General features: G+C 55.7%; 21 protein-coding genes. 14 read left to right on the top strand and 7 right to left on the bottom strand.

The features are described 5' to 3' along the window. The first annotated feature begins 4 nt into the window (after positions 1-4). Together gatA and gatB are read left to right on the top strand one after the other, a co-directional pair. The gene (gene gatA, locus DWV16_RS09280; RefSeq protein ID WP_118478899.1) at positions 5-1,447 is read left to right on the top strand and encodes an Asp-tRNA(Asn)/Glu-tRNA(Gln) amidotransferase subunit GatA; all 1,443 of its coding nucleotides are present in this window, start codon (positions 5-7) and stop codon (positions 1,445-1,447) included. Then, on the top strand, positions 1,444-2,862 hold the full coding sequence (gene gatB, locus DWV16_RS09275; protein ID WP_118478897.1) for an Asp-tRNA(Asn)/Glu-tRNA(Gln) amidotransferase subunit GatB: 1,419 nt from the start codon (positions 1,444-1,446) through the stop codon (positions 2,860-2,862). Before gatA ends, gatB begins: the two co-directional genes overlap by 4 nt. Positions 2,863-3,007: 145 nt before the next feature. On the opposite strand, the gene rbr is transcribed toward gatB, so the two are convergent. Both rbr and DWV16_RS09265 read right to left on the bottom strand, forming a co-directional pair. Continuing rightward, the gene (rbr, locus tag DWV16_RS09270; RefSeq protein WP_066457840.1) at positions 3,008-3,544 is read right to left on the bottom strand and encodes a rubrerythrin; all 537 of its coding nucleotides are present in this window, start codon (positions 3,542-3,544) and stop codon (positions 3,008-3,010) included. A 17-nt stretch (positions 3,545-3,561) separates the two neighbouring features. Further along, positions 3,562-3,954, bottom strand: a complete 393-nt coding sequence (locus tag DWV16_RS09265) for a Fur family transcriptional regulator (protein ID WP_066457842.1) — start codon at positions 3,952-3,954, stop codon at positions 3,562-3,564. A 174-nt stretch (positions 3,955-4,128) separates the two neighbouring features. Between DWV16_RS09265 and DWV16_RS09260 the strand changes: the two genes are divergently transcribed. After that, positions 4,129-4,863, top strand: a complete 735-nt coding sequence (locus tag DWV16_RS09260) for a DUF975 family protein (RefSeq protein WP_066457844.1) — start codon at positions 4,129-4,131, stop codon at positions 4,861-4,863. 52 nt (positions 4,864-4,915) lie between these two features. On the opposite strand, the gene DWV16_RS09255 is transcribed toward DWV16_RS09260, so the two are convergent. The 3 genes from DWV16_RS09255 to DWV16_RS09245 form a co-directional block, all read right to left on the bottom strand. Continuing rightward, entirely contained in the window at positions 4,916-6,436 is a 1,521-nt protein-coding gene (locus DWV16_RS09255; protein WP_066457854.1) for a sodium/proline symporter, read from the bottom strand. Positions 6,437-6,804: 368 nt separating this feature from the next. Continuing rightward, complete coding sequence (locus tag DWV16_RS09250; protein ID WP_066457856.1) at positions 6,805-7,443, bottom strand: superoxide dismutase; 639 nt, start codon at positions 7,441-7,443, stop codon at positions 6,805-6,807. 22 nt (positions 7,444-7,465) lie between these two features. Then, positions 7,466-8,215: an N-acetylmuramoyl-L-alanine amidase gene (locus DWV16_RS09245; RefSeq protein WP_066457858.1), complete on the bottom strand. Its 750-nt coding sequence runs from the start codon at positions 8,213-8,215 to the stop codon at positions 7,466-7,468. A gap of 183 nt (positions 8,216-8,398) precedes the next feature. Between DWV16_RS09245 and DWV16_RS09240 the strand changes: the two genes are divergently transcribed. The 7 genes from DWV16_RS09240 (at position 8,399) to DWV16_RS09210 (ending at position 17,553) form a co-directional block, all read left to right on the top strand. Then, positions 8,399-9,943, top strand: a complete 1,545-nt coding sequence (locus tag DWV16_RS09240) for a sensor histidine kinase (protein WP_079988215.1) — start codon at positions 8,399-8,401, stop codon at positions 9,941-9,943. Beyond that, positions 9,928-11,502 carry a response regulator gene (locus tag DWV16_RS09235; RefSeq protein ID WP_066457861.1) on the top strand — a complete coding sequence of 525 codons (1,575 nt, stop codon included), beginning with the start codon at positions 9,928-9,930 and terminating at the stop codon, positions 11,500-11,502. Before DWV16_RS09240 ends, DWV16_RS09235 begins: the two co-directional genes overlap by 16 nt. A gap of 180 nt (positions 11,503-11,682) precedes the next feature. Then, positions 11,683-12,756 (top strand): TRAP transporter substrate-binding protein, encoded by a 1,074-nt coding sequence (locus DWV16_RS09230; RefSeq protein ID WP_079988216.1) that lies wholly within the window; start codon positions 11,683-11,685, stop codon positions 12,754-12,756. Between the two features lie 270 nt (positions 12,757-13,026). Beyond that, a complete protein-coding gene (locus DWV16_RS09225) occupies positions 13,027-13,539 on the top strand; it encodes a TRAP transporter small permease (RefSeq protein WP_066457863.1) in 513 nt (170 codons plus the stop codon). A 4-nt stretch (positions 13,540-13,543) separates the two neighbouring features. Further along, positions 13,544-14,848: a TRAP transporter large permease gene (locus tag DWV16_RS09220; protein ID WP_066457864.1), complete on the top strand. Its 1,305-nt coding sequence runs from the start codon at positions 13,544-13,546 to the stop codon at positions 14,846-14,848. A 117-nt stretch (positions 14,849-14,965) separates the two neighbouring features. After that, on the top strand, positions 14,966-16,270 hold the full coding sequence (locus DWV16_RS09215; protein WP_066457872.1) for a TRAP transporter large permease: 1,305 nt from the start codon (positions 14,966-14,968) through the stop codon (positions 16,268-16,270). Between the two features lie 101 nt (positions 16,271-16,371). Continuing rightward, on the top strand, positions 16,372-17,553 hold the full coding sequence (locus DWV16_RS09210; protein WP_199719775.1) for a sugar MFS transporter: 1,182 nt from the start codon (positions 16,372-16,374) through the stop codon (positions 17,551-17,553). A 65-nt stretch (positions 17,554-17,618) separates the two neighbouring features. On the opposite strand, the gene DWV16_RS09205 is transcribed toward DWV16_RS09210, so the two are convergent. After that, entirely contained in the window at positions 17,619-19,958 is a 2,340-nt protein-coding gene (locus tag DWV16_RS09205; RefSeq protein ID WP_158572839.1) for a diguanylate cyclase domain-containing protein, read from the bottom strand. A 226-nt stretch (positions 19,959-20,184) separates the two neighbouring features. Between DWV16_RS09205 and DWV16_RS09200 the strand changes: the two genes are divergently transcribed. Genes DWV16_RS09200 through DWV16_RS09185 form a run of 4 tightly spaced genes read left to right on the top strand, consistent with a single transcriptional unit; the run spans position 20,185 to position 23,069 of the window. Beyond that, a complete protein-coding gene (locus DWV16_RS09200; protein WP_118478891.1) occupies positions 20,185-20,577 on the top strand; it encodes a hypothetical protein in 393 nt (130 codons plus the stop codon). Then, on the top strand, positions 20,574-21,386 hold the full coding sequence (locus DWV16_RS09195) for an EcsC family protein (RefSeq protein ID WP_066457880.1): 813 nt from the start codon (positions 20,574-20,576) through the stop codon (positions 21,384-21,386). The genes DWV16_RS09200 and DWV16_RS09195 overlap by 4 nt, the downstream gene beginning before the upstream one ends. 15 nt (positions 21,387-21,401) lie before the next feature. Continuing rightward, positions 21,402-22,673 (top strand): DUF1576 domain-containing protein, encoded by a 1,272-nt coding sequence (locus tag DWV16_RS09190; RefSeq protein ID WP_066457882.1) that lies wholly within the window; start codon positions 21,402-21,404, stop codon positions 22,671-22,673. Positions 22,674-22,703: 30 nt separating this feature from the next. Next, positions 22,704-23,069, top strand: coding sequence for a hypothetical protein (locus tag DWV16_RS09185; protein WP_066457884.1), 366 nt, complete (start codon positions 22,704-22,706; stop codon positions 23,067-23,069). 39 nt (positions 23,070-23,108) lie between these two features. Here DWV16_RS09185 and DWV16_RS09180 read toward each other — a convergent pair whose 3' ends face one another. Beyond that, positions 23,109-23,915, bottom strand: coding sequence for an MBL fold metallo-hydrolase (locus DWV16_RS09180; protein ID WP_118478887.1), 807 nt, complete (start codon positions 23,913-23,915; stop codon positions 23,109-23,111). Between the last annotated feature and the right edge of the window lie 301 nt (positions 23,916-24,216).

Raw genomic sequence — 24,216 nt, 5'->3', positions numbered from 1 at the left:
CGGAATGATTGGAAAGCTGCACCGGATGCTCGAAACAAGGGAAATCTCCTGCGCTGAACTGACTGAGAAATACCTTTCTGCGATCGAAAACGAAAATGCGAATTTGAACGCTTATATCACTGTCACTTCGGAGGAAGCGAAAAAGGCGGCGCGGTTGGTGGACGCGCGGATCGCGGCGGGCGAAAGCCTGCGCCCGCTCGAAGGTATCCCGATGACCTTAAAGGACAACATCTCCACCAAAGGGATTTTGACCACCTGCGCGTCGAAAATCCTGGACGGCTACCGCCCCATCTATGACGCGTTCGTCTGGAAACAGCTCAGGCAACAGGGCGCGGTTCTTTTGGGCAAAAGCAACATGGATGAATTCGCAATGGGCTCCTCCTGCGAAACGTCCTATTACGGCGGCGCGGCCAACCCGCGCAGCACCAGCTATGTCGCGGGCGGCTCGTCGGGCGGCGTCGCGGCCGCGGTTGGAGGTAACCTTGCCGCCTATGGGCTCGGCTCGGACACCGGCGGCTCGATCCGCCAGCCGGCCAGCTTCTGCGGGCTTGTGGGGCTCAAACCCACCTACGGCGCGGTCAGCCGGTTCGGGCTGATCGCCTATGGGTCGAGCCTTGACCAGGTCGGGCCGATCACCGCGTCGGTGGAGGATGCCGCGCTCATTTATGACGCGATCTGCGGCTATGACCCGATGGATTCCACATCGCAGGGCGGAAAGCCGGTTTCCGGCGCGCTGAAAAACGGTGTGAAGGGGCTGCGGATCGGCCTGCCGGACGAATATTACGAAGGCCTTACCAGCAGCGTGCGTGCGGCGCTCGGGGATGCCGCGAAAGCTTATGAAAGCTTGGGGGCGGAAATGGTGCGTTTCCCGCTGCCGGAGCTTAAATTTGCGCTGCCGGTCTATTACATCATCGCCTGTGCCGAAGCGGCGTCGAACCTCGGCCGGTACGATGGAATCCGTTACGGCTACCAGACGAAGGATTATCACGGCATCCATGAGATGATCTGCAAAACGAGGAGCGAGGGTTTCGGCGCGGAAGTCAAGCGCCGTATTCTGCTGGGAAACTATGTGCTTTCGTCCGGCTACTACGACGCCTATTACAAGAAGGCCCAGAACCTGCGCGGCGCAATTGTGCAGGCGTTTGCAAAGGCATTCGAAACCTGCGACGTGATCCTCGCGCCGACTGTCCCCATGACCGCTTTCCCACGCGGCAGAAAACAGAGTGATCCCACCGAGGATTATCTCACCGACATCTGCACCGTGTCGGTCAACATCGCCGGGCTTCCGGCGGTTTCCGTCCCCTGTGGGCAGGACCAAAAGGGCCTGCCCATCGGTATGCAGCTGATCGGCAGGGCGTTTGACGAGGCGGGAATCCTCGCGGCGGCATACGCTTACGAGCAGAGTGCCGCCTGTGTGAAACCATGTGAAATGGGGGTGCGGTTATGAAAGACTACGAACTGGTAGCGGGGCTGGAAACCCATGTTGAGCTTTCGACCAGGACGAAGATTTTTTGTTCCTGTACCACCGCATTTGGTTCCGAGCCGAATACCCATTGCTGCCCCATCTGCATTGGGCTGCCGGGAACCTTGCCAAAGCTTAACCGTGAGGTTGTAAATTACGCGATTCGGGCGGGGCTTGCCACCAACTGCGAAATCTCTCATATCTCCAAAATGGACCGCAAGAATTACGTCTATCCGGATCTTTCCAAGGCGTACCAGATTTCCCAGTTCGATCAGCCCCTTTGCAAAAACGGCTGGATCGAACTGGACAGCGGCAAACGCATCCGTATCCACCGCATCCATATCGAGGAGGACGCGGGCAAGCTGGTGCACCAGCGCGGGGACACCTTTGTCGATTACAACCGCGGCGGCGTGCCGCTCATTGAGATTGTGACCGAACCGGATATCCGCAGCGTCGATGAGGCGCGCGAATATGTCGAGAAGCTGCAGCTCATCATGAAATATATCGGCGTTTCCGACTGTAAAATGCAGGAGGGATCTCTGCGGTGCGACGTGAACATTTCGGTGCGGCCGCAGGGTTCCGAAACGCTTGGAACCCGCGCCGAAATTAAAAACATGAACTCGTTTGCCTTTATGCAGAAGGCGATGGAATATGAGTTCGAACGCCAGGTGGACCTCCTCGAAAGCGGGGAGAAAGTCCTCCAGGAGACCCGCCGCTATGACGATTCCACAGGAACGACCGAAGGGATGCGCGGAAAAGAGGACGCGCAGGACTACCGGTATTTCCGCGATCCGGATCTTGTGACCATCGTGATCGATCCGGACGAAGTGGAGAGGCTGCGTGCCAGTTTGCCCGAGCTGCCAGGCGCGAAGTCCGCGCGGTATGTGGACGCATACGGCTTGCCCGCGTCTGACGCGGCACTGCTGGTGAAATACCGCAGGGTAGCGGAATTCTTCGACGAGGCGGCCCAAGGCCTGCAAAACCCGAAAACCGCAGCCAATCTGATTGTCGGGCAGATGTTCCGCCGGATGCCGACCGACGCCGAAAAGGAGGCCTGTGAACCGGGTATTTCCCCCCGGATGCTGCACGACCTCGCCGCGCTCATCGAAAGTGGAAAACTCCGGATGAACCTTGCGAAGTCCACCTTTGAAATGATGTTGGACACCGGGAAACCGGTCTTGGAGCTCGTCAGCGAGAGCGACATGGCCGGGATGGATGATGCTGCGCTGCAAAAGGCCTGCGAAGAGGTCGCCTCCGCGAATCCCAATGCGGTCGCGGATTACCGCGCGGGCAAGGAGAAGGCGATGAAGGCGCTTATTGGTGGCGTGATGAAAGCCACCCGGGGCAAAGCTGACGCCGCGAAAGCGGAGGAGATCCTGCTGCGTCTGATCGAACAGTGAAATGGGAAAAACAGGTGAAGGCGGGGCGCGTCCGATGAGGCGTCCCGCCTTTTTCTGCGGCATGGCATATAAAAAAAGGCCCGGCGCATGATCCGCTGCGCCGGACTTTTTTCGTTCTATTTACAAGATGGGGAAACAGAAAGAATTAATAGTTTTTCGCCTGAAGCTGGAAATATGCCTGCGGATGGTCGCAAACCGGGCAAACCATCGGAGCTTTTTCGCCGACATGGATGTGCCCGCAGTTGGAGCACTGCCAGATCACGACGCCGGTCTTTTCAAAGACCTGCTTGGTGTCGACGTTTTTGAGCAGGGCGCGGTAACGCTCTTCATGTTCTTTTTCGATCTTCGCGACCATCTCAAACAGGTAAGCGATCTTATCAAAGCCCTCTTCCTTTGCGTCCTTGGCAAAGTTGGCATACATATCGGTCCACTCATAGTTCTCACCAGCGGCCGCATCCGCGAGGTTGGAAGCGGTGTCACCGATGCCGCCGAGCAGTTTGAACCAGATTTCCGCGTGCTCTTTCTCGTTCGCGGCAGTTTCCAGGAACAGATTGGAGATCTGGACGAAGCCTTCTTTCTTGGCTTTGGAAGCATAGTAGGTGTATTTGTTGCGAGCCTGGGATTCGCCGGCAAATGCGGTCAGCAGGTTGGCTTCTGTCTTGGTGCCTTTGAGTTCTTTCATGTTGCATACCTCTTTCTTTACGCTTTTTTGTCTTGGTTATCCATACAGTTCCCGCAGACCCCTTCCACAAGGAGCTGATAACCGGTCACTGTAAAATCCGGGATGCCGTGGATCTGCTTCTCGAGCCCGGGCAGATCCTGAAACGGAATATCGAACACCTGTCCGCAGTGGGTGCAGAGGATGTGCGTATGGCCTTCGGTCCAGCCGTCGAAACGATCGGAACCGTTTGGAACACGGATGCGGAGGAGTTTTCCCTGGTCAGCCAGGAGATTCAGGTTGCGGTAGACGGTGCCGAGGCTGATATTGGGCTCCTGCGTACGGACCAGAGCATGGACCGTATCGGCGCTTGGGTGGATGGGGTTGTGCAAAACGGTCTGATAGATCAGCTCCCTCTGCCTGGAATATTTCATGCGATCAACCCTTGAAAAACGATTTCAGTAACAATAACGATAATCGTTACTGATTTGTTTTTATGATACACCAGAAATTCCAGTTTGTCAAGTGTAAAATTTCAATGAAATAGATATTTTTTTCACAGAAAACATGTTATACTGTTCCCATAGTTTTACTAAGGAGGGATACCTATGTGGCGGCGTGCGCAAATCAAAGAGGAAGCGAAGCGTATCCTCAGAAATTACTACTGGATGGGCTTTGTGGTTTGCCTTTGCTACTCGATCATTATGGGGGTGGCTTCCGGCGGAAGCGGCAGTGTATCGGATGTGGAATACCTGATTGAGGATCCGACCGTCCGGGCGGGCGCCCTGATGATTCTGGGGTTGATTTCCGGAGTGGTGGGGCTTGTCTCGCTGGCGATCACCGTCTTTCTCAAAAATGTGGTCGAGGTCGGCCAGTACCGGTTCTTTATGGAAAGCCGGCTTGCACCGAGCCGTTTCGAGCGGCTGTTCCATGGGTTTCAGTGCGGCTCTAAGAATTATGGAAACATCGTGTTCTGCCTGTTTCTGCGGGACCTGTGGGTTTTTCTGTGGACGCTTTTGCTGGTTGTGCCAGGCATCATCAAGGGATACCAGTACCGCATGGTGCCTTACATTCTCGCGGAGCGTCCGGATATGCCGTACCAGCGGGCGTTCGAATTGAGCAAGCAGATGACCGACGGTGAGAAGATGGAGATGTTTGTGCTCGACCTGTCCTTCATCGGCTGGTGGATTCTCGGAGGACTCTGCTGCGGGATCGGCGTCCTATTCGTGAATCCATATTACCAGGCATCTTGGGCGGAGCTCTATACCGCGCTGCGTGAAAAGGCCTTTACAATGGGCTTTTCAGGCCCGGATGAGCTGACCGGTTTCCAGCAGAATTTCTGATTGGCACAAAAAGAGGGCCGCTGCCATGCAGCGGCCCTCTTTTTGTTTGTTTTTATTCGGACACCTGATCAAGCATGAACTTGTGCGGCGCGGGGACGGTCTGGTCATAGCAGGAGAAGGTGACATCCAGATGCGCCTGTGAAAGCTTCGGGGTAAAGAGGCTGACGAGCGGCGCCACGAAAAGCGACGCCACAATTGCAATCGCGCCCGCGGTGGTCGGCGGGGCGAACGGCGCAAAGAAGTTCCAGAGATTGATGCCGATGCCGGTGACAAAGCAGGCCCAGACGCTCGCTCTGGTCGCGCCGCGCCAGAAGAGCGCATAGATGAACGGGCCAAGGAAAGAACCGGCGAGTGCGCCCCACGAAAGCGACATCAGGGTGGTGATGAGGTTGTTGGGGTTGAGCGCCAGCACGACCGAAAGCACCACAAAGAAGATGCAGAGCAGCCGGATCCAGCGAAGCTGAACTTTATGGGTCATGTCCTTCATGAAGAGGTGCTTCAGGAAATCGAGCGTGAAGGTCGACGAGGAGGTGATGACCAGCGAGGAGAGGGTGGACATTGAGGCGGAAAGCACCAGGATCATCACCACGCCGATGAGCAGGTCGGGCAGGCAGCTGCCGAGCATCTCCGGGACGATGTTGTCAAAGACCGGCTTGCCGGATTCGGGCAGGGTGTAATAAAGCCGCCCAAACGCGCCCATAAAGTAACTGCCGCCCGCGATAATCAGCGCGAACACGGTCGAAATGATCGTGCCGGCCTTGATTGATTTTTCGTTTTTGATCGTATAGAACTTATGTACCATCTGCGGAAGTCCCAATGTGCCCAGACTGGTGAGAATCACGACGCCGAGCAGCCCGAGCGGGTCCGGCCCGAAGAAGGAGACGAGCGCGCCGGAAAGCTGCGGGGCTGATTCGACCGGCACCTGTGAAAGCTGTTCGAGCGCGGCGGTGAACCCCCCGCGGCCGTTGAGGATCGCGGCGATGACCACGCAGATACCGCCGATCATGATGACGCCCTGCACCAGGTCGTTGAGCGCGGCCGCCATGTAGCCGCCGACCACGACGTAGATGCCGGTGAGCACCGCGATGCCGATAACGCACCACTTGAAGTCGATGCCGAACGCCATTGCGAAAAGCCCGGAAAGGCCCTTATAGACCGATGCGGAGTATGGCACCAGAAAGATGAAGATGATGACCGACGAAACAACCCGCAGTGCGTCGCACTGGTAACGCTTTGCGAAGAAGTCGGGCATGGTGGCAGATTCGAAGTGTTTGGTCATGACGCGGGTGCGGCGTCCGAGCACGACCCAGGCGAGCAGGCTGCCGATAAGCGCGTTGCCGATGCCGATCCAGGTGGCGGCGACGCCGAAATTGTAGCCAAACTGCCCGGCGTAGCCAACGAACACGACCGACGAGAAGTAGGAGGTACCGTAAGCGAACGCCGTGACCCACGGGCCGACATTGCGCCCGCCGAGCACGAAGTCGCCGACGTTCTGGGCCTTGCGGTTGCAGTAGACGCCGATCGAAACGGTGACTGCAAAGAAAATGACGATCATCAGGATTTTTTCGAACATGGGAATTTGCCTCCTCAATCTGCTGGAGGACAAAGAAAACCCCGTCCTCCGAATTTCTCCAGAGGACGGGGATGAACCCGTGTTACCACCTCGGTTTACCGCCCCCTCGCGGGAAACGGCCTTAGCAGGTACAGGCGAAAGAATCGCGGATACCCTGGCGCTGTAACGGGCGCGACCGGCGCAGCCTACTCGGGACGGACCCTTTGGGTGCGCGGCTCTCGGAATGTATTCAAAGGATCTGTCCCTGCGCCTCTCATCGACCGGCTGCTTTCTGTCGGGCGGCGATCCTTCTACTGGTTTCCGGTCACTGCCATTTTTTGCTTTGCTTAAAAGCGTTGTTGTTATTTTAGCAGGTAAAATCGCTAAAGTCAACTGTTTTTTTCAAAAACCAGCAGATAATTTTGCTCTGCAAATTCCCAGTCGACCAGGTTCCACCAGTTTTGAACATAGTCTTTGCGCTTGTTCTGGTAGTCGAGATAATAGGCGTGCTCCCAGACGTCGAGCGCAATGACCGGCCGCAGCCCCATCGAAAGCGGCGTATCCTGGTTTGCGGTGGAGAGCACCCGCAGTTTGCCGTCCGGCTCGCAGCACAGCCAGCACCAGCCAGAGCCGAACTGGTCGAGGGCGGTCTGTGTCATCACGTCTTTGAAGCATTCAAACGAGGTAAAGCAGCAGTCTATGGCCTTTGCGAGCCTGCCGGTCGGGCAGGAGGTGACCGGTGAAGGCGTCATGCCGTCGAAATAGAGCTCGTGCGCATAGACGCCGCCCGCGTTGCGATGCACCGCGAGCTGGAGGTTCTTCGGCAGCTGGGGACATTCGCAGAGCAGCCGCTCGAGCGGCCAGCAGTGGTATTTGGGGCAGTTTTCGAGCGCGGCGTTCAGCTTCTCGACATAGCCGGCCTGATGCTTGCCGTGATGGAGCTTTACAGTCTCCGGGCTGATGCAGGGCGCGAGCGCGTCGCAGGGGTAGGGCAGGGGCGCGAGATCAAACGGGTAGTGTTCATACATGTTGTCGGTTCTCCTTTACCTTTTACTGTTTGGGGCTGAGCTTCACGTAGCGGTCGTCCACATAGCCGATGGTGCCGTAGTAATCGACCACGTACCAGTTTTCCCACTGGCCGAGCACGGTGATGGGATTGCCGTCCCAGGCGCGCCCAATCACCGGGGAATCGGTGGACGGCTTCTGGCGGATGTTGAGGTATCCCCAGTTAAGGGTAACGGTACCCTGCCTGGAGGGCTGCGCCGGAATAAATGGGATATCGAAGTATTCGGTGAGCGAGAGCACGACATTCTCAGCGATCTCCCCGATGTGTTCCTTGATCCAGGTGGCGTCCTCCGGGTTGTCGTGATAGGCGAACTCGATCAGCACGCCTGGGGCGCGGGTCTTTGCCACTTCGCCAAGATAGGTGGTCGGCACCGTTTTGACCAGCCACGGGTAGGGATAGATCGCTTTGAGGTTTTCCGCGATGATATCCGCGGCGCGTTGGCCGCGAACGCTGGTGGGGTAGTAGTAGACCTCGGAACCCTGCCGCATTCCGGCTTCGCCTTCGGGCGCGGCGTTTGAGTGCAGCGCGAGATGCAGGTCGTAATTGCCTTGGTTCGACTGCCGGATTGAGCTTGCAGCGGTCATCTGCGGGGTGTTGCGGGTAAAACGGATCCCGCTTGAACGTAAGTACGGTTCCATGGCGTCGGCGATGAGGTTCATCCAGTATTCCTCGGTTCCGCCGTTCACGAAATGGTTCCACTCCTGCGTGGAGGGGCTTAAGTAGATATTCGGCATAAAAATCCTCCTGTCGGTTGCATTTTTCCACTATTAGGCTATGCAAAAACACGCCGGCGGGTGAGAAAAAGAGCCGGAGGATAAACATGCCCATTTTAAAATCCTGTAAAATATGCTATACTGAAACCATTGCAGGAATACCGCCGTGCTGCGGCAAAAAGCTATTGGGAAGGGGCGTCGCCCGTGAAAGCAATCCGCCGTTTTTGCAGGCGCTGCGCCGACTGGTGGCTTTCGGTTTCAATCCGCCGCAAGATGCTCCTCTTCACCGGCGCCGTGATCTTCATGGTACTGTTTGTCACCTTGTTCAGTGTGGGCATGGTGAACCTTTATCTGCGCGATTTCAATGTGATCCTCGGGGACAGTTATGCGGTCAATGCGGTGCTCAGCGACTTTGAGGCGGAGAACACCAGTTTTTTTGCCTATGCCAATTACCGGACAACCGAAAACCGGCAGAACTATACAATGGCGATGTCCGAAACGAACCAGAGCATGCAGAACCTGCGGTTCGATCTGGAGACAATGGACCGACACCGCTATCTGCAGACCCAGGGCCTGAAGGTTTCGCACCTCACCTACCGGGAGGAATGCACCAAGCTGCTGCGCATGACTCCGGACACCGATTCCTACATCACCCAGTACTATTATGTGGTGAAGATCGGCAACTATATCGAAGGATATGCGAAAGAACTTTTGCAGACCACCGTGGCAAAGGGAAATGTGAGCTACCATGAAAAGGTTGAGACTTTCCGTATCCTGCCGGTACTCGCGGTGAGCGTGAGCTTACTCACCGTGATCCTTGCCACGCTGCTCTGCTCGCTGACCGTGCGGCAGATCATCAACCCGCTTTTGAAACTTGCCGGCGCCGCCAAACGGATTGCCGCCAACGATATGTACGTCCCGGACCTCAGGGTCCAAAACCGGGATGAGATCGGCGAACTGGTGCAGACCTTCAACGTGATGAAGCATTCGATGTACCAGTCGATCACCACCCTGCGGGAGAAAAATGAAATCGAGTCCCGCCTGCATCTGGAGGAGGTCCAGCGCATCAACGCCGAACAGATGCTCAAGACAGCCCAGATGTCGCTGCTCCAAAGCCAGATCAACCCGCATTTCCTGTTCAACACTCTGAACATCATCTCCCGTATGGCAAAGATTGAGCACGCCCCGGATACCGAGGAACTGATCCGGCGGCTTGCGAACCTGTTCCGCTACAATTTGCAGACTGCCAGCGAACGTGTGACGCTTACGCGCGAGCTCAACATTATCAGCGACTATATGTATATCCAGCGCAAGCGGTTCGGCGACCGCCTGGGATATGTCGTGGACTGCCGGGATGTGGATACCGACCAGGTGATGGTGCCCACCTTCACCCTGCAGCCGCTGGTGGAAAACGCGGTGATCCACGGCGTCGCGCCAAAGGAAGAAGGCGGGCGCATCCGCATCCGCATCCGGATGCGCGGCGGCAGGACGGTCATCACTGTGACCGACAGCGGGCAGGGAATCCCCCCTGAGCTGCTTGCGATCCTGATGCGCGGCGGCAAGAACCACAGGGGACATCTTTCCGGGATTGGTGTGGGGAATGTGCGCACCCGGATTGGAACGCTGCACCCGGGCAGCACGTTCCGGATTTTCAGCCGTGTCGGGATGGGCACAGCCATCCGGATGGAACTGCCGGATGAAACAGCGATCAAAGCGGAGAAAGGGGGAACGGCATGTACCGGATCGTAGTTGCGGACGACGAGGAGCTTGAACGTGAAGCGCAGAAATGTGCGCTTGAGAAGTTCTTCGGAGAAAATTGCTTTATTGAGCTTGCCGCCAATGGCCGCGAGGCGCTTGAGGCGGTGCGGCGGCTGCATGCGGACATCGCCATCATGGATATCGAGATGCCCGGTATGAACGGCCTGGAGGCTTCCCGTACCGTACGCGCAGAGGCGCCGGACTGCCGGATTATTTTCCTGACCGCTTATGGGGAATTTGCCTATGCGCGGCAGGCGGTCGAGATGGGCGCGGTGAATTATCTGCTCAAACCCTGTTCGGATGAGGACCTGTTCCAAGTGGTCGGCAAGGTGGTTGAACAGATCGAGCGGCAGCGCCAGGAGCAGCGCAGCCGGGAGCTTTCCAGCCAGAAGATCGAGAATCTGACCCAATGGCTGGAGGAGCAGCTTGTGCTGACCGTCATAGGCGGATATCTGCGCCCGGAATGGGTGGAGGGCCAGCTGGCGGAACTGGGCATTCAATTTGCAAACGGCGTATTCACAATCCTGACAAGCCCGGACGGGCTGGACCCGGAACGGATGCGTGAGATCCTAAAAGGGCGGATACTGCCGGACTGTCTGCACTTGCTGCCCTATGTTTATGACGACCGGCTTTATGTCCTGATGATCAGTTCTGCAAAAGAACGGTCGAGCGCCCAGAGAATGAAGGAGTTCGCATGGGAATTCTCCGAAAAACTGGGCCTGATCCTGCAAAAACGTCTTTATTTCGCGCTTGGCAGCGAGTTTTATGAATTGCGCGACGCGCAGGAGTCTTTTTTTGAAGCGCAGGCAGCCTTGGGCCGGTGCAGCGACGAAAGGCGCATCAGTCTATTCGAAAAAGAGGGACAGGTACATCCCGCGCAGCGCAAAAATCTTTCCGAGACGATCTGCCGCTATGTGCTGGCGGGAGATGCGGAAGGCGCGGAAAACACGATCAACATGGCGCTGGACGGGTTATGCGCGCAGCAGCTCGACTTCGGTACGATCGTTGAAAAGATGGAGCGCAGGCTCCGGCGGGTGCTCACCTGCCTTCAGGATGAGTCGGGAATCGATTACCGCAAGCGGTATGATCCGCACGAGGCGTTTTCCAGTGTGGGGGACATCGTGGCTGTGCGCGCGGCGGCGGGGAGCCTTCTGCGGGAGCTGACCGCCGACGTGAGCGGCAGCCGCGGCGGAAGGATGACCCAGATCATGCAGGAAATTGAGGATTACATGCGCAAAAATTACCGAAGGGATATCTTCCTGCAGCAGGTGGCGCGGGAGATGAACTATTCGGACGCGTATTTCTCGAAGCTTTTTAAACAGTGCTTCAACAAGAATTTTGTTACCTACCTGACCGAGGCGCGTATCGAGGCGGCCAAGGACCTGCTCAAAAACCCGACGGTCAATATCAAGGAGATCGGCGCGCAGGTGGGATATAAGGACTCGAATTATTTCACCAAGGTGTTCCGGCGCGCGACTGGGAAGAGCCCGTCCGAATACCGGATAAGCGTTCTGACAGGAAATAGCGCACAAGAAATTATACCCAGTTGAATAACTTCTGGGTATAATTTTTATTTTTCGGGGCAAATTGAAACGAATCTGGTTAAAAATTTACTACGAATCACAAAATTTTACGATTTCTTGAATAAATCTTTTCCGATATAATAAGACTCACAAGGGGATCGCAATTCGGCGCTCCCGTTAAAGAACGAACGTTATGGAGGAAATGAAATGAAAAAGATTTTCACTCTCGTACTTGCAGCGGCCATGGTGGCTTCCTTCGCGGCTTGCGGCGGCGGAAACCAGGCTCCTGCCTCTTCCACCGCGCCGGCGGCTTCCACCCCGGCGGCTTCCACCGGTGACGCTGCCTCCACCGGCGACGCGGCGGGCACTCCGGAATTTGTTTTCCGTTATGCTGAGAACCAGCCGCAGGATTATCCGACCACCCAGGGCGCTTACAAATTTGCGGACATCGTAAAAGAAAAAACAAACGGCCGCATCCAGATCGAAGTTTATCACGGCGCGCAGCTCGGCGACGAAAAGTCGGTTATCGAGCAGCTCGGTTTCGGCGGCATCGACTTCACCCGCGTTTCGCTCTCCCCGCTCGCAGAGTTTGCCGACAGCCTCAACGTGCTCCAGCTGCCGTATCTCTACCGTGACGGCGCGCACATGTGGAAAGTCCTCGAAGGCGAAGTTGGCGACCAGTTCCTCGCTTCGGTCGACGGAGCCGGCATGATCGGCCTTTCCTGGTACGACGCGGGCGCCCGTTCCTTCTACAACTCCAAGCGTGAGGTCAAGACCCTCGAAGACATGAAGGGCCTCAACATCCGCGTTCAGGAGTCCGAGCTCATGATGGATATGGTTTCCGCCCTTGGCGCGAACCCGACCCCGATGGCTTACGGTGAAGTTTACTCCGGCCTGCAGACCGGCACCATCGACGGCGCTGAAAACAACTGGCCCTCCTATGAGTCCACCTCCCACTATGAGGTTGCGAAATACTTCGTCCTCGACGAGCATACCCGTGTTCCGGAGATGCAGCTGATGAGCAAAAAGACCGCCGAGAAGCTGTCTGACGAAGATATGGCGATCATCAAAGAAGCGGCTCTCGAGTCCGCGAAATTTGAGCGCGAAGCTTGGGCTGAGCGTGAGAAAGCTTCTGAGGAAAAGGTCCGTGCCGGCGGCGCGACCATCACCGAGCTGTCCGCGGAAGAGAAACAGAAATTCCAGGATGCCTGCAAACCGCTCTATGAGAAGTTCGCGGCCGACTACATGGATATCGTCAACCAGATCCTCGAAACCAAATAAGCAAAACCCTTTACAGAATCTAGCATCGGTGTGGGAGCCGCCCGCTGGCGGGCGGCTCCCGCTTTCAGAGTAGGAAGCTTTGGCGTTTTATCCGTTCGTCAGGGCCTCCGGCGATCCTTGACAAATTATGATACGGTTTTCATCCGACGGCTGTTTCCGTTTTATCCGGACGGAAGTTTGCTGCCGGATTGCTGAGTCTGCTGTATTGCCGCGAACAAAAAGGGGTTTGCGACAGTACAGCAGCAACAAATCTATGAGGAGGAAAGCAATTTGAAAAAGGTACTCAATGCGATCACCTTATTTTTCGATTTTATCTACCGTATTCTGCTTGAATACTCGAAGATCGTGCTTCTGGTCATCGTTTTGATCGTCAGCGCACAGGTCATTGCGCGCAAGTTCATCGGCCAGTCTATCCGGTGGTCCGAAGAAGTCGCGCTGCTGCTCATGGTCTGGATGGCGTTCATTTCGATGGCGATCGGCGTGGAGAAGAAACTGCACATCGCCATCTCGATGTTCTTTAACATGTTCCCGAAAAAGCTGCAGAAGATCCTCGAAAAGATCAACTACATCATCATCTTCCTGTTTGGGATTGTACTGATGTATTACGGTACGCAGCTGGTGCTCAGCACCATGAATTCGACGCTTCCGGCCACCAAATGGCCAGCCGGCATGCTTTACCTGATGATGCCGGTCGGCGGCCTTTTCATCTCCTATTTCACCCTGTTGGATTTCTTTAAGTTGGATCAGTTCCGGCATAAGAACATTGAAGGGGGAGACGAATAGAACGATGGTTGATACGAACTTAGCGATTGCAATTTTACTTGGAAGTTTCTTTATTTTAATCATCTGCAAGATGCCGATTACCTTTGCGCTGGCCGCGGCCACCGCGTCTACGATGTTTTATCTGGACATCCCGCTGATGGCGATGGTTCAGCAGATGGCAAAGGCAATCAACAGTTTTTCACTGATGGCAATTCCGTTCTTTATTCTCGCGGGCGAGATCATGGGAGCCGGGGGTATCTCCGACCGCATGGTGGCGTTTGCGAATATCCTGGTTGGACGGTTCCGCGGAGGGCTTGCACAGGTCAACTGCCTGGACAGCATGTTCTTCGGGGGGATCTCCGGTTCGGCCGTGGCGGACGTTTCGTCGCTCGGCTCGATCGTCATTCCGATGATGAAAAAATCCGGATACGACGACGACTTCTCGGTCGCAATCACCGTCACCAGTTCCTGTCAGGGCGTGCTCATCCCGCCAAGCCACAATATGATCATGTATTCGCTGGCGGCCGGCGGCGTTTCGGTCGGAAGACTCTTTCTGGGAGGCTTTCTGCCGGGCGTGCTGGTCGGAATCTCCCTGATGATCGTCTGCGCGGTCATCTCGGTGAAGCGAAATTATCCGCGTGAAAGGGCCGTTTCCTTCCGGGAAGCGCTGAAAATCACCAAAGACGCGCTGCTCGCGCTCTTCACTGCGGTCATCATCATGGGCGGTGTCTCGTTCGGGATCTTCACCGCGACCGAATCGGCCGCGATCGCCTGCATCTATGCGTTTTTGGTCTCGCTTCTTTTTTACCGGGAGCTCAAAATCAGTCAGATGCCCGCGATCCTGATGAACTGCGTCAAGACCCTCGCTATGGTATTCAGCCTGATTGCCGCCGCTGGCGCGTTCGGCTGGATCCTCGCCTACCTGCAGGTGCCGTCGCTCATCACCAACATGCTGCTTACGATCAGTGACAACAAGGTCGTTGTCTTTCTGCTGATCAACCTGATGCTGCTGATCCTCGGCTGCATTATGGATATGGCCCCGCTCATCCTGATCACCACGCCAATCCTCCTGCCGGTTGTCACCGCGTTCGGCATGGATCCGGTTCAGTTCGGCGTCATGCTGATCCTGAACCTTGCGATTGGACTGTGCACCCCGCCGGTCGGCTCCGCGCTCTTTGTGGGCTGCTCAATCGGCAAGATCAAGGTGGAAAAGGTGGTCAAGGCGATGCTCCCGATGTATGCGGGCATGGTGGTTGTGTTGATGCTGGTGACCTTTGTTCCGTCGCTTTCATTGGCGATCCCGCAGTGGATCATGCCTGCGGCGGTGTAACCGGCATAGGGGTCCGGCGGCAGGTTTTCCAATAGAGAACAGAATTTCCGGTCAGTGGCAAGACGTTCATCTTCGCAGGATACACGCTGAGAAAAGATGAATGAAGGAGAAATACCTATGATCGATACCAATCTTGCCATAGCAATCCTTCTGGGCAGCTTTTTCGTGATGATCCTGTGCAAACTGCCGATCACCTTTGCACTGGCTGCCTCGTCGACGATGACCATGCTCTATCTGGATATTCCGCTGATGTCCATGGTGCAGCAGATGGCAAAAGCCATCAACAGTTTTTCATTGATGGCAATCCCATTTTTCATCCTGGCGGGTGAAATCATGGGTGCGGGCGGCATCTCCACCCGTATGCTCAATTTTGCAAACGTATTTGTGGGACGCTTCCGCGGCGGGCTCGCGCAGGTCAACTGCCTGGCTTCGATGTTCTTTGGCCACCTTTCCGGTTCGGCTGTCGCGGACGTTTCCTCGCTTGGCACCATCCTCATCCCGATGATGAAAAAAGCCGGTTACGATGAGGACTTCTCGGTCGGCATCACGGTCACCTCGTCCTGCCAGGGCGTCCTGATTCCGCCTTCCCACAACATGATCATCTATTCGGTCGCCGCGGGCGGCGTTTCGGTTGGCCGCCTCTTCATGGGCGGGCTGGTGCCGGGCGTGCTGATGGGCATTGTGCTGATGATCATCTGCGGCTTTATCGCAATCAAGCGCAACTACCCGAAGGGGGAAAAACTCACCCCGCAGCAGGCGCTCAAAATGTCGCTTGACGCGATCCCGGCGCTCTTCACCGCAATTATCATTCTGGTCGGCGTTTCGGCCGGCATCTTTACCGCGACCGAATCCGCGGCAATCGCCTGCATCTATGCGCTGATCATTTCCTTCCTCTATTACCGGGAACTCAAGGTGAAAATGATCCCCGGTATCCTGATGAACTGCGTCAAGACGCTTGCGATGGTATTCAGCCTGATTGCCGCCGCCGGCGCGTTCGGATGGATTCTCGCTTACCTGCAGGTACCGAAAATGATCACCGGGATGCTTCTTTCGGTCAGCTCGAGCAAGATTGTTGTGTTCCTGCTGATCAACCTGATGCTGCTGATCCTCGGCTGCATCATGGATATGGCCCCGCTCATCCTGATTGTCACCCCGATCCTGGTCCCGGTTGTGCAGTCTTTCGGCATGGACCCGGTGCAGTTCGGCGTAGTGCTGATCTTCAACCTGGCGGTGGGGCTTTGCACTCCGCCAGTCGGTTCCGCGCTGTTCGTGGGCTGCGGCATCGGCGGCATTTCGGTGGAAAAGACGGTCAAGGCGATGATTCCAATGTATCTGGGCATGCTCTTCATGCTGATGGTCGTCACCTTTGTCCCGCAGGTTTCTCTGTGGCTGCCGAACCTGGTTATGCCGGCCGCCGTCTAAACCCGAATACGACAACTTCCTTTCCCAATTTTACGAAACGGGGTGCCATTTGGCATCCCGTTTCCGTGCCCTTGGGAATCTGAGAAATGAGGACAATTCCGTTGAACCTGTTAAAAGAAAAACTGCAAAATGCAACCAGCGATCCGCAGCTATTGCTTGTTATTTTCTTTGCGTTTTTTACCAATGGCATGATGAGCACCATGCTCGGCTCGCTTCTGCCGTTCATGATGGCCGAATATAAGATGAGCTACGCGCTGGGCGGCATGGTGCTGTCGGCGCACCAGATCGGCAATCAGGCTGCGGTATTTATCGCGGGGTTCCTGCCGTACCTGCTCGGGCGGAAAAAATCCACCATTTCGCTCGGTGCGGGAATTCTGGTGGGCATGCTGCTGATGAGCGTCACAGGAAATCCCATCCTGATGCTCATCGCGTTCGCCGCCACTGGGATTGGGCGCGGAACGATGAGCAATATCGCAAATGTGGTCGTTTCGGAGATCACGGTGAACAAAACCAGCTCCCTGAACCTTCTGCATGCCACCTTTGCGGTTGGAGCGCTGCTGGCGCCGTTTTTGACCATCCTGTTCACCGGCCCCATGCGCCTTGACTGGCGCAGCGCGGCGTGGCTGGTTGCGGCCGCTGGCCTTCTGATGCTTGTTGTTTTTGGGCGTTCGTCCCTCTCGGATACGCCTTCCCCCAAGGTGGCCGCAGAGGGCGGTAAGAGCTTTGTGCGTTCGCCGCGCTTTTGGCTGGTCACCGCCATCCTGTTTGCTTACCTGTGTACCGAGGCCACCATTATGGGCTGGCTCATCACCTATTTCAAGGACAGCGGTATTATGGGCGGGACACTGGCGCAGAGCACCTCCTCTGTGCTGTGGATGATGATGCTTGCCGGCCGTCTGCTTTGCGCGGCTTTCTCTTACAAGGTGGATAAGCACAAGCTCCTGGTCGTGATGAGCGCCGCGATCGCGGGCTTTTACCTGCTGATGATCTCCACGCGGGATATCCGGATCATTTTTCCGACGCTGATGGGCCTTGGTATCAGTATGGCGGGACTCTATCCGACCTCGCTTTCCTGCATGGACCCCAGCCACACATCCTCCACGGCGGCGGTCGGCACCTGCATCTCGCTGGCCAGTCTTGGTTCGGTGCTCATGCCGATGGTAGTGGGCGCGATCGCTCAGCACACCGACATCGCGGGGGGCATGGCGGCGATTTCGGTCGCGCTGGTGATCCTGTTCCTGCTGACTGTTGTCAACTTTATCTTTTCGAGGAAAGCGGACTGAAAACAGGCTCTTTTCAGGATAACACAGGAAAGGGCGGCTGCATTTTTTGCAGCCGCCCTTTTCGTTTATGCTTTTCGGAAACGTGTAATATCGTAACAGGAGATCAGTGCGACATTGCTTCCGTCAAGCCACGGCATGTGAGACGCCGTGGCATTGACCCATTTGTTCAGGTAAGGATTATACATCTCCCGCGTGTAATTGCCGGCTTGGTCGCGGAGCATCAGAGCCATCGGACATTGCTCACAAGGGGTTTGCCGGTTCCACAGGGCCTTGTAGCAGAGATCCCCTACCCGCGCATAGGGGAGCAGTTCCAGCAGTCTGCGGTTGAGGAAAAGAAGTTCATAGCTGCCTGGCGCGGTGACATAGGCCAGCGTATTGAGGTGGTCGAGTATTGACTGAGCGATTTGGAAAGATTTCCGAAGCCGCGCCTGGGTGCGCAGCTTAATGAGGAAGGTGCTCAGGATTTTGGCAATGAAAGCAAGGGTGTCCACCTCTTCCTGGGTCCAGAACCGCTGCCCGCCGCATTCGTCAAATCCGACGAAGCCCTTGAACGCCCCTTCGTCCTTGAGCGCGCACTGGAGCATGGCATGGATTCCCTGCGGGTCCAGCACATCGCGCACCGCTCGGGAAAGCCGGGTGATGTCCTCGCAGTAAAAAACGCCGTCCGGTCGGAAGTAATCGAGATAACCGGGTGCGATCGGGATGTCCTGCAGCATGGGCATGGCGGGAGAAATCCCGTCGTTGCACCACTCAAAGGTGTTGGTGGTCCGCTGGTTGTCGTCGGAATTTTCCAGAATATAGACCCGGCTGACACCGAAATACCGCCCGATAATTTCCAGGACCATGTTGACCGCACTGTCGAGATCCTTGGCCTCATAGAGGATGTGGAAAATATATTCCGAGATATTTTCCCGCAGAAGCTTGTGCCCGCTGTGCGGCGGCTCCAATTGAGTGCGCTCCCGGTAAACATACTCCCGGTCCACCTGGCTGTCGTAAAGCGCATACTGGTTCTTTCCCCCGTCTTTGGCGCGGTAAAGGGCGTTGTCAGCGTTTTCAAAGAGCATGCTGTAAGAACTGCCGTCCCGTGGGCTTATGGCAATGCCGATGCTGCCGGAAATTTTATAATCGCTCTGCCGCCCGGTGAAAGTGCGGCGGAAGATCTCGGTCAGCGCCTGGGCTTTCTGCTGGATAACCGATTCATCCTTCAGGCCCTTCATAAAGACCAGGAATTCGTCCCCGCCAATCCGCCCGACAATATCGTCGGAACGGAACAGGCTCTGGGTTTTTGCCGCAACGTCACTGAGCACCGCATCGCCAAGCAGGTGGCCAAAATTGTCATTGATCGATTTGAAGTCGTCGATATCGATGATAAAAAGCGCCCCGAGCAGATCCTTGCCTTCACCGGCCAGGTATTCGTCCACCAGGGATGCGGTGCAGGCCTTGTTATAAACCCCGGTCAGCGGATCGCGCATTGACTGCATCTCGATGGAAAGCAGTTTCTTTTTCTGTTCGTCAATGTCCCTGACCTTTCCAATAAGCTTCACGATCTGACCACGGGAATTTTCAATGGGGACGATGGTAACACTGATCCAGATATATTTCTTATGGGAATTGAGCACCCTGCATTCAAAGGTGAGCGAACGTTTGTCTTCAGCGGCCATCTGGGAAATCTGCTGGCGGGAGAGTGTCCAGTAGAAGTTTTCGCGGTCGTCCGGATGGATGCACGCCTGATGGGGGAACGGGTCTTCGGGTGTGATCTTATAGACCGGCTGCAGGCCGATTTCGACGCTCAAAGGGGAATCATTGCAAATGATGAGCAGTTTTTCATAATCGATCTCAAAAATCACATCGTTGGTTGCTTCCAGTACCAGCCGGTAACGCGCTTCATTTTCATGCGCCTGGGCATAGATCTGTTCAAGCTCGCCGACCTTTTCTTCAATTTTTTCGCGCAGATCCTGATCGTTGAATCCCGCAAGGCTTCGGGAGAAATAATCCCCCGCGATCTGCTCCGGGTTCGGCACCGAATGGTGCAGGTGCAAAACCCGGAAGGAATCCCCGCAAACGCGCAGAACAACCGAAAAACGGGTATCGATCCCGCTGGTTTCCGAATTTGGAAGATCGGGTTCGGCGGAGAATTCCCCATACACAATCACAATTTTCGAGTCGAAAGCCACGGCCTTATACCAGTCCCGTGTGATCGAAAACCGGCCGCCCCAATCGTCCCGTTCGGCAAACAACAGCTCACGGGCGTTCTGGATACTGTGGCAGATTTCGAATTTGCCAGTGCCGATCCAGGTGATCCGGTCATCCAACGCGGACAGGACGGCCGGGATATCACGGGAAACCAGATAGCTGTGCAAGAGTTTTTGCACGAAGGATACAGCGCTGGTTTCTAAAAGTTCCATCGGACGTCCTCCTTTCCGCTTTGCCCCTGAATTCATTTCCATATCATTAATTTAACCTACTTTTCATAAAAACACAATAGGAATTTCGGAATTTGCATAGATGGGATACCTTAAGAATATGGTATTTACTTTACGTTCATGAAAGGCTGCCGCGCGTATGTTAAAATAATAATATCTATACAAAAACCGGCACAGAGGATACCGGTATAAAGGGGATTTTCAAAAGATGAATTGGCTGCGAAGGTTTATGATGGGACGCTATGGGACCGATCAGCTCAACTACACGCTGCTGGCGCTCGCGTTGACGCTGATGTTATTGGAACGTTTGGCGGAATGGCATTTTCTCTATCTGTTCTCCTTCCTGGCGCTGGCCGTCTGCTACCTGCGGATGTTTTCACGTGATGTCACGCGGCGCTACCAGGAAAACCAGCGCTTCCTGCAGGTGTTTGGGCCGGTGCGGCGGCACTTTTCGAGCGCGGTGAGCGCCGTGAAGGATTCGCGCACCCACTGCCATTTCAAATGCCCTTCCTGTGGGCAGAAGCTGCGCGTGCCGCGCGGGAAAGGGAAACTCAGCATCACCTGCCCGAACTGCAGAACCCAGTTCGTGAAGAAAACATGAGACCGATGAAACCGGAAAACAAAACGATTGCCAAACAGTTTGCCAAGGTGCAAAAGCAGGAACAAAAACTCCTTGCAAAAAAAGAATCCCCGCTGGGGAAAAAGGTTTCCGCCGTTGGGAAAAAGGTGGAGCAGAAGCTGCCGGAGCCGGCGCTCGACGCCATGCGGGCCGCGTTTGAGAAGGGGTTTGCGTTTGTGTTCCAAAACGGCACCGGCGTCATTGAAAAGGCGGGCGCAGCCCAAAAGAAGCGCGACTCCTACGAGCTGAACGCGTTTGCGCTGCAAAGGGACCCCAGCCGCAAAAATTTTAAGCGGTTTGACTGCGCGGCGGGGCGGGCGGCGCTCGGAAACCAGGCGCTTTCGGCGGCGGAAGGCGCGCTGCTGGGCGTGCTTGGGATCGGGCTGCCGGATGTCCCGGTGTTCATTGGGGTGATCCTTAAAACGGTTTATGAAGCGGCGGTGAGCTATGGCTTTTCCTATGAAGACGAAGCGGAGCGGACGTTTGTGCTGGCGGTCATTTGCGCGGGCGTGAGCAAAGGGGACGAGAAACAGCAGTGGTCAGCGCGCGCTGACCGGATCGGATATGCCATCGATACGGGAAAGGTATTCCCACAGAAGCCGGATGACCTCCTGCGGGAAGCGTCCGCGCTGCTCGCCGACCGGATGCTGGCCGCGAAATCGGTGCAGGGGCTTCCGGTGGTCGGCGTGGTCGGCGGCGTGACCAACAGCGTAATGATCGGGCAGGTGGGCCGGATGGCGGGGCTCAAGTATAAAAAGCGTTTCCTGAACAGGCAAAACGGAATAAAATGAGGAGGGAGCAAAAATTTGTATAGATATCTCACCTACGACAAAAATAAGCAGGGAGATTTCGTTTATGGGACAATGGTGATTTTTTCATTGCTGCTGATCTCATTTGGTTTCGTGTGTGATACGCCGCGCAATATTTTTGACGGCGTGATTGCCATTGTCAGGACGCAGGCGGGGCTCATCACCGACTCGATCGTGGTCGGCGGCCTGGGGGCGGCATTTGTGAATTCCGGCCTGGTGACCCTGATCTCGATTGTTCTGCTGCGGCTTTGTAAACTGACCTTTTCCGGCATCAGTGTGGCCGCGCTTTTCCTGATGGCAGGCTTTGCGCTTTTCGGCAAGGATGTGTACAATATTTTCCCCATCATCCTGGGCGGTTTTCTCTATTCGCGCTACCAGCATGAACATTTTGGACGGTACATCTACATTTCGCTGTTTGGCACGGCGCTCGCGCCGATTGTCACTGAAATGCGGACCATCACCGCCGATCCTACCCTGAGTTTTCTGCTGACCATCGGGATGGGGATCCTGATCGGATTTTTGCTGCCGCCGATCGCGGCTTTCACCATGCGGGTGCATCAGGGCTATAACCTTTATAACGTCGGCTTTACGGCCGGGCTTATCGGCATGGTGATGGCGTCGCTCTTCCGTTCGATGGGGCGGGTGTTCGAAACTCGCTTTGAATGGAGCAGCGGGAACAACGCGATACTCGCCATTTTTTTGTTCACCCTGTTCCTTTTAATGGTCGTGAGCGGCTGGGCGCACAATGGCTGCAGTTTTAAAGGGGTGGTTGCGGTTACCCGGCACTCCGGCCGCGCGGTTGCGGACTTTGTGCTGCTGGACGACTACCCGGTGACGCTGATCAACATGGGGATTGTTGGGGCATTCGCCACCGTCTATGTGCTGGTGGTGGGCGGTTCGCTTAACGGGCCGACCATCGGCGGTATTTTGAGCATCTGCGGGTTTGGCGCGTTTGGAAAACATCTGCGCAATATCATCCCGGTGATGGCGGGCGTAGTGCTGAGCTCTTTCTTTATGGTCTGGCGGCTCAGCGATCCGGATGTGCTGCTGGCGGCGCTTTTTTCCACCGGGCTCGCGCCGATCGCGGGACAGTTTGGATGGAAATGGGGCGTTATAGCGGGCGTCGTACATGCGTCGGTGGTGCTCAATGTGGGATTCCTGCACGGCGGGCTGAACCTGTATAACAACGGGTTTGCGGCTGGCCTGGTGTGCATCGTGCTGATCCCGCTGATTGAAGCGCTGCAAAAGAAAGACGCCTTTACAGGTTAACAAGGACAAGGAAAAAAAGAGGTTAGAGAGATGAACTACACGGCGAAAAAAATGTCAAAGATCATCGATGAGATGACGGGTTTCTTCCTGCGAATGGGAGCGGATGATATCCAGATGGAGCTGCGGAAGCTCAGCGAGGGATTTCAGCTGAAAATTACCAGCAACTATCTGCCCGGTCAGCGCGAGCGGCTGGAGGATCTCAACCGGTTTTTGACAGTTAAGGAGAAGGACGAGGGGCTTGAGGAGTTTTTCTGGCAGGTAGCGGGGGTGAGCAGTTCCGGCAGCGACAGCGAAATCCACCTGATCGGCCAGATGATTGACCAGGCTGAGGTGCAGATCGGAGAGCGGACGGTTGCGGTGACCCTCTTCAAAAAGTTCGACCACCCGCGCGGATAATACGAAAAAAGCGAAAGCCAAGATGGCTTTCGCTTTTTTTTAGCGGAGGGTTATGGTTTCCAGGTCGTACGGCACGAAGAGATTGCCTTGGTAATAGTTCTGGCCTTCGGTGGTGTAAAGCTCCTTGCGGCGGTCGTAGTTTTTGTCCTCGGTGTGCCAGAGCACCAGGTTCGGAATTTTCATCTGTCCGGCGAGTTCACAGGCTTCCTTGACTGTGCTGTGGTGCTTTTCGTAGGGCTTGAAGCGTTCCCGGTCTGCGTAGAGGCAGAATGCTTCGCAGAGCAGCCAATCCGCGCCCAAAACATAACGCTCACAGGCGGGATTATAAGGCTCGTCCCCCAGGCAGCAGAGCTTTTGCCCATCCGAAAGCAGCAGCGAAAAGCCGTACTGCTTTTCCTTGGTGGAGTGGATGTCGAAGAAGGTGGTCTCGTATCCGCAGATTTCCCGGGTCTCGCCGTCCGCGACCGGGATAAAGTGGATGTGCTGCCCGATGTGCTTTAGGAATTTTTTGTCCAATGTGAGCTGGCAAAGAGTGACGACTGGATCAATGAGGCCGTCATGGCAGTAGATGCGCAGGTCGCCTTCGTATTTACCTTTATTCATCAGCGTGGCCGCAAGCCGCACGATCCAGATGACCCCGACCACATGGTCGGAATGCTTGTGGGTGACGATGAGATCGTGGATGTCGCCGATCCCAATCCCGGCCTTTTCGAGCTGCACAAGGATGCCGTTGCCGCCGCCCGCGTCCACCAGCAGCGTGCCGGCGCCCCCGCGGATGGCGAAGCAGGTGTTATAGCATTTGGTGACGGTTGCGTTGCCCGTCCCGAGTACAATGAGCTGATCCATTGGATGTCCCTCCCGAATTGTTTCAAACAGTCTCTATTATAACCGTACAGAAGCCGGGATGCAAGGCGGGAACCGCCCGGAGAAGTTGTTTTGGTGCGCGGAAAGAAAATTTTTGTCCGCAAAGCTACAATCTATTGCGTCAAACAGGCAAAAATGGTAATATTAAAACTTAGAGCGCGAACGGCGCGCAGTGCGGCGAAAGGCCGTCTCAATAGCATCTGGAGGAATCATCTTTGTCGAATTTAAAAAGCGAAATTGAAAAACGCCGTACCTTTGCAATCATCTCGCACCCGGACGCGGG

Source organism: Anaerotruncus sp. AF02-27 (assembly GCF_003465835.1).
Lineage (GTDB): Bacteria > Bacillota > Clostridia > Oscillospirales > Ruminococcaceae > Anaerotruncus > Anaerotruncus rubiinfantis.
The sequence above is the reverse complement of the archived record's forward strand: the minus strand, read 5'-3'. Positions and strand labels throughout refer to the sequence as shown.

What these genes read in the sequence shown, in the direction of transcription:
- gatA (WP_118478899.1), top strand. Translation starts at nt 5, where the DNA reads ATGATTGGAAAGCTGCACCGGATGCTCGAAACAAGGGAAATCTCCTGC.
- gatB (WP_118478897.1), top strand. Translation starts at nt 1,444, where the DNA reads ATGAAAGACTACGAACTGGTAGCGGGGCTGGAAACCCATGTTGAGCTT.
- rbr (WP_066457840.1), bottom strand. Translation starts at nt 3,544, where the DNA reads ATGAAAGAACTCAAAGGCACCAAGACAGAAGCCAACCTGCTGACCGCA.
- DWV16_RS09265 (WP_066457842.1), bottom strand. Translation starts at nt 3,954, where the DNA reads ATGAAATATTCCAGGCAGAGGGAGCTGATCTATCAGACCGTTTTGCAC.
- DWV16_RS09260 (WP_066457844.1), top strand. Translation starts at nt 4,129, where the DNA reads ATGTGGCGGCGTGCGCAAATCAAAGAGGAAGCGAAGCGTATCCTCAGA.
- DWV16_RS09255 (WP_066457854.1), bottom strand. Translation starts at nt 6,436, where the DNA reads ATGTTCGAAAAAATCCTGATGATCGTCATTTTCTTTGCAGTCACCGTT.
- DWV16_RS09250 (WP_066457856.1), bottom strand. Translation starts at nt 7,443, where the DNA reads ATGTATGAACACTACCCGTTTGATCTCGCGCCCCTGCCCTACCCCTGC.
- DWV16_RS09245 (WP_066457858.1), bottom strand. Translation starts at nt 8,215, where the DNA reads ATGCCGAATATCTACTTAAGCCCCTCCACGCAGGAGTGGAACCATTTC.
- DWV16_RS09235 (WP_066457861.1), top strand. Translation starts at nt 9,928, where the DNA reads ATGTACCGGATCGTAGTTGCGGACGACGAGGAGCTTGAACGTGAAGCG.
- DWV16_RS09230 (WP_079988216.1), top strand. Translation starts at nt 11,683, where the DNA reads ATGAAAAAGATTTTCACTCTCGTACTTGCAGCGGCCATGGTGGCTTCC.
- DWV16_RS09220 (WP_066457864.1), top strand. Translation starts at nt 13,544, where the DNA reads ATGGTTGATACGAACTTAGCGATTGCAATTTTACTTGGAAGTTTCTTT.
- DWV16_RS09215 (WP_066457872.1), top strand. Translation starts at nt 14,966, where the DNA reads ATGATCGATACCAATCTTGCCATAGCAATCCTTCTGGGCAGCTTTTTC.
- DWV16_RS09205 (WP_158572839.1), bottom strand. Translation starts at nt 19,958, where the DNA reads ATGGAACTTTTAGAAACCAGCGCTGTATCCTTCGTGCAAAAACTCTTG.
- DWV16_RS09200 (WP_118478891.1), top strand. Translation starts at nt 20,185, where the DNA reads ATGAATTGGCTGCGAAGGTTTATGATGGGACGCTATGGGACCGATCAG.
- DWV16_RS09195 (WP_066457880.1), top strand. Translation starts at nt 20,574, where the DNA reads ATGAGACCGATGAAACCGGAAAACAAAACGATTGCCAAACAGTTTGCC.
- DWV16_RS09185 (WP_066457884.1), top strand. Translation starts at nt 22,704, where the DNA reads ATGAACTACACGGCGAAAAAAATGTCAAAGATCATCGATGAGATGACG.
- DWV16_RS09180 (WP_118478887.1), bottom strand. Translation starts at nt 23,915, where the DNA reads ATGGATCAGCTCATTGTACTCGGGACGGGCAACGCAACCGTCACCAAA.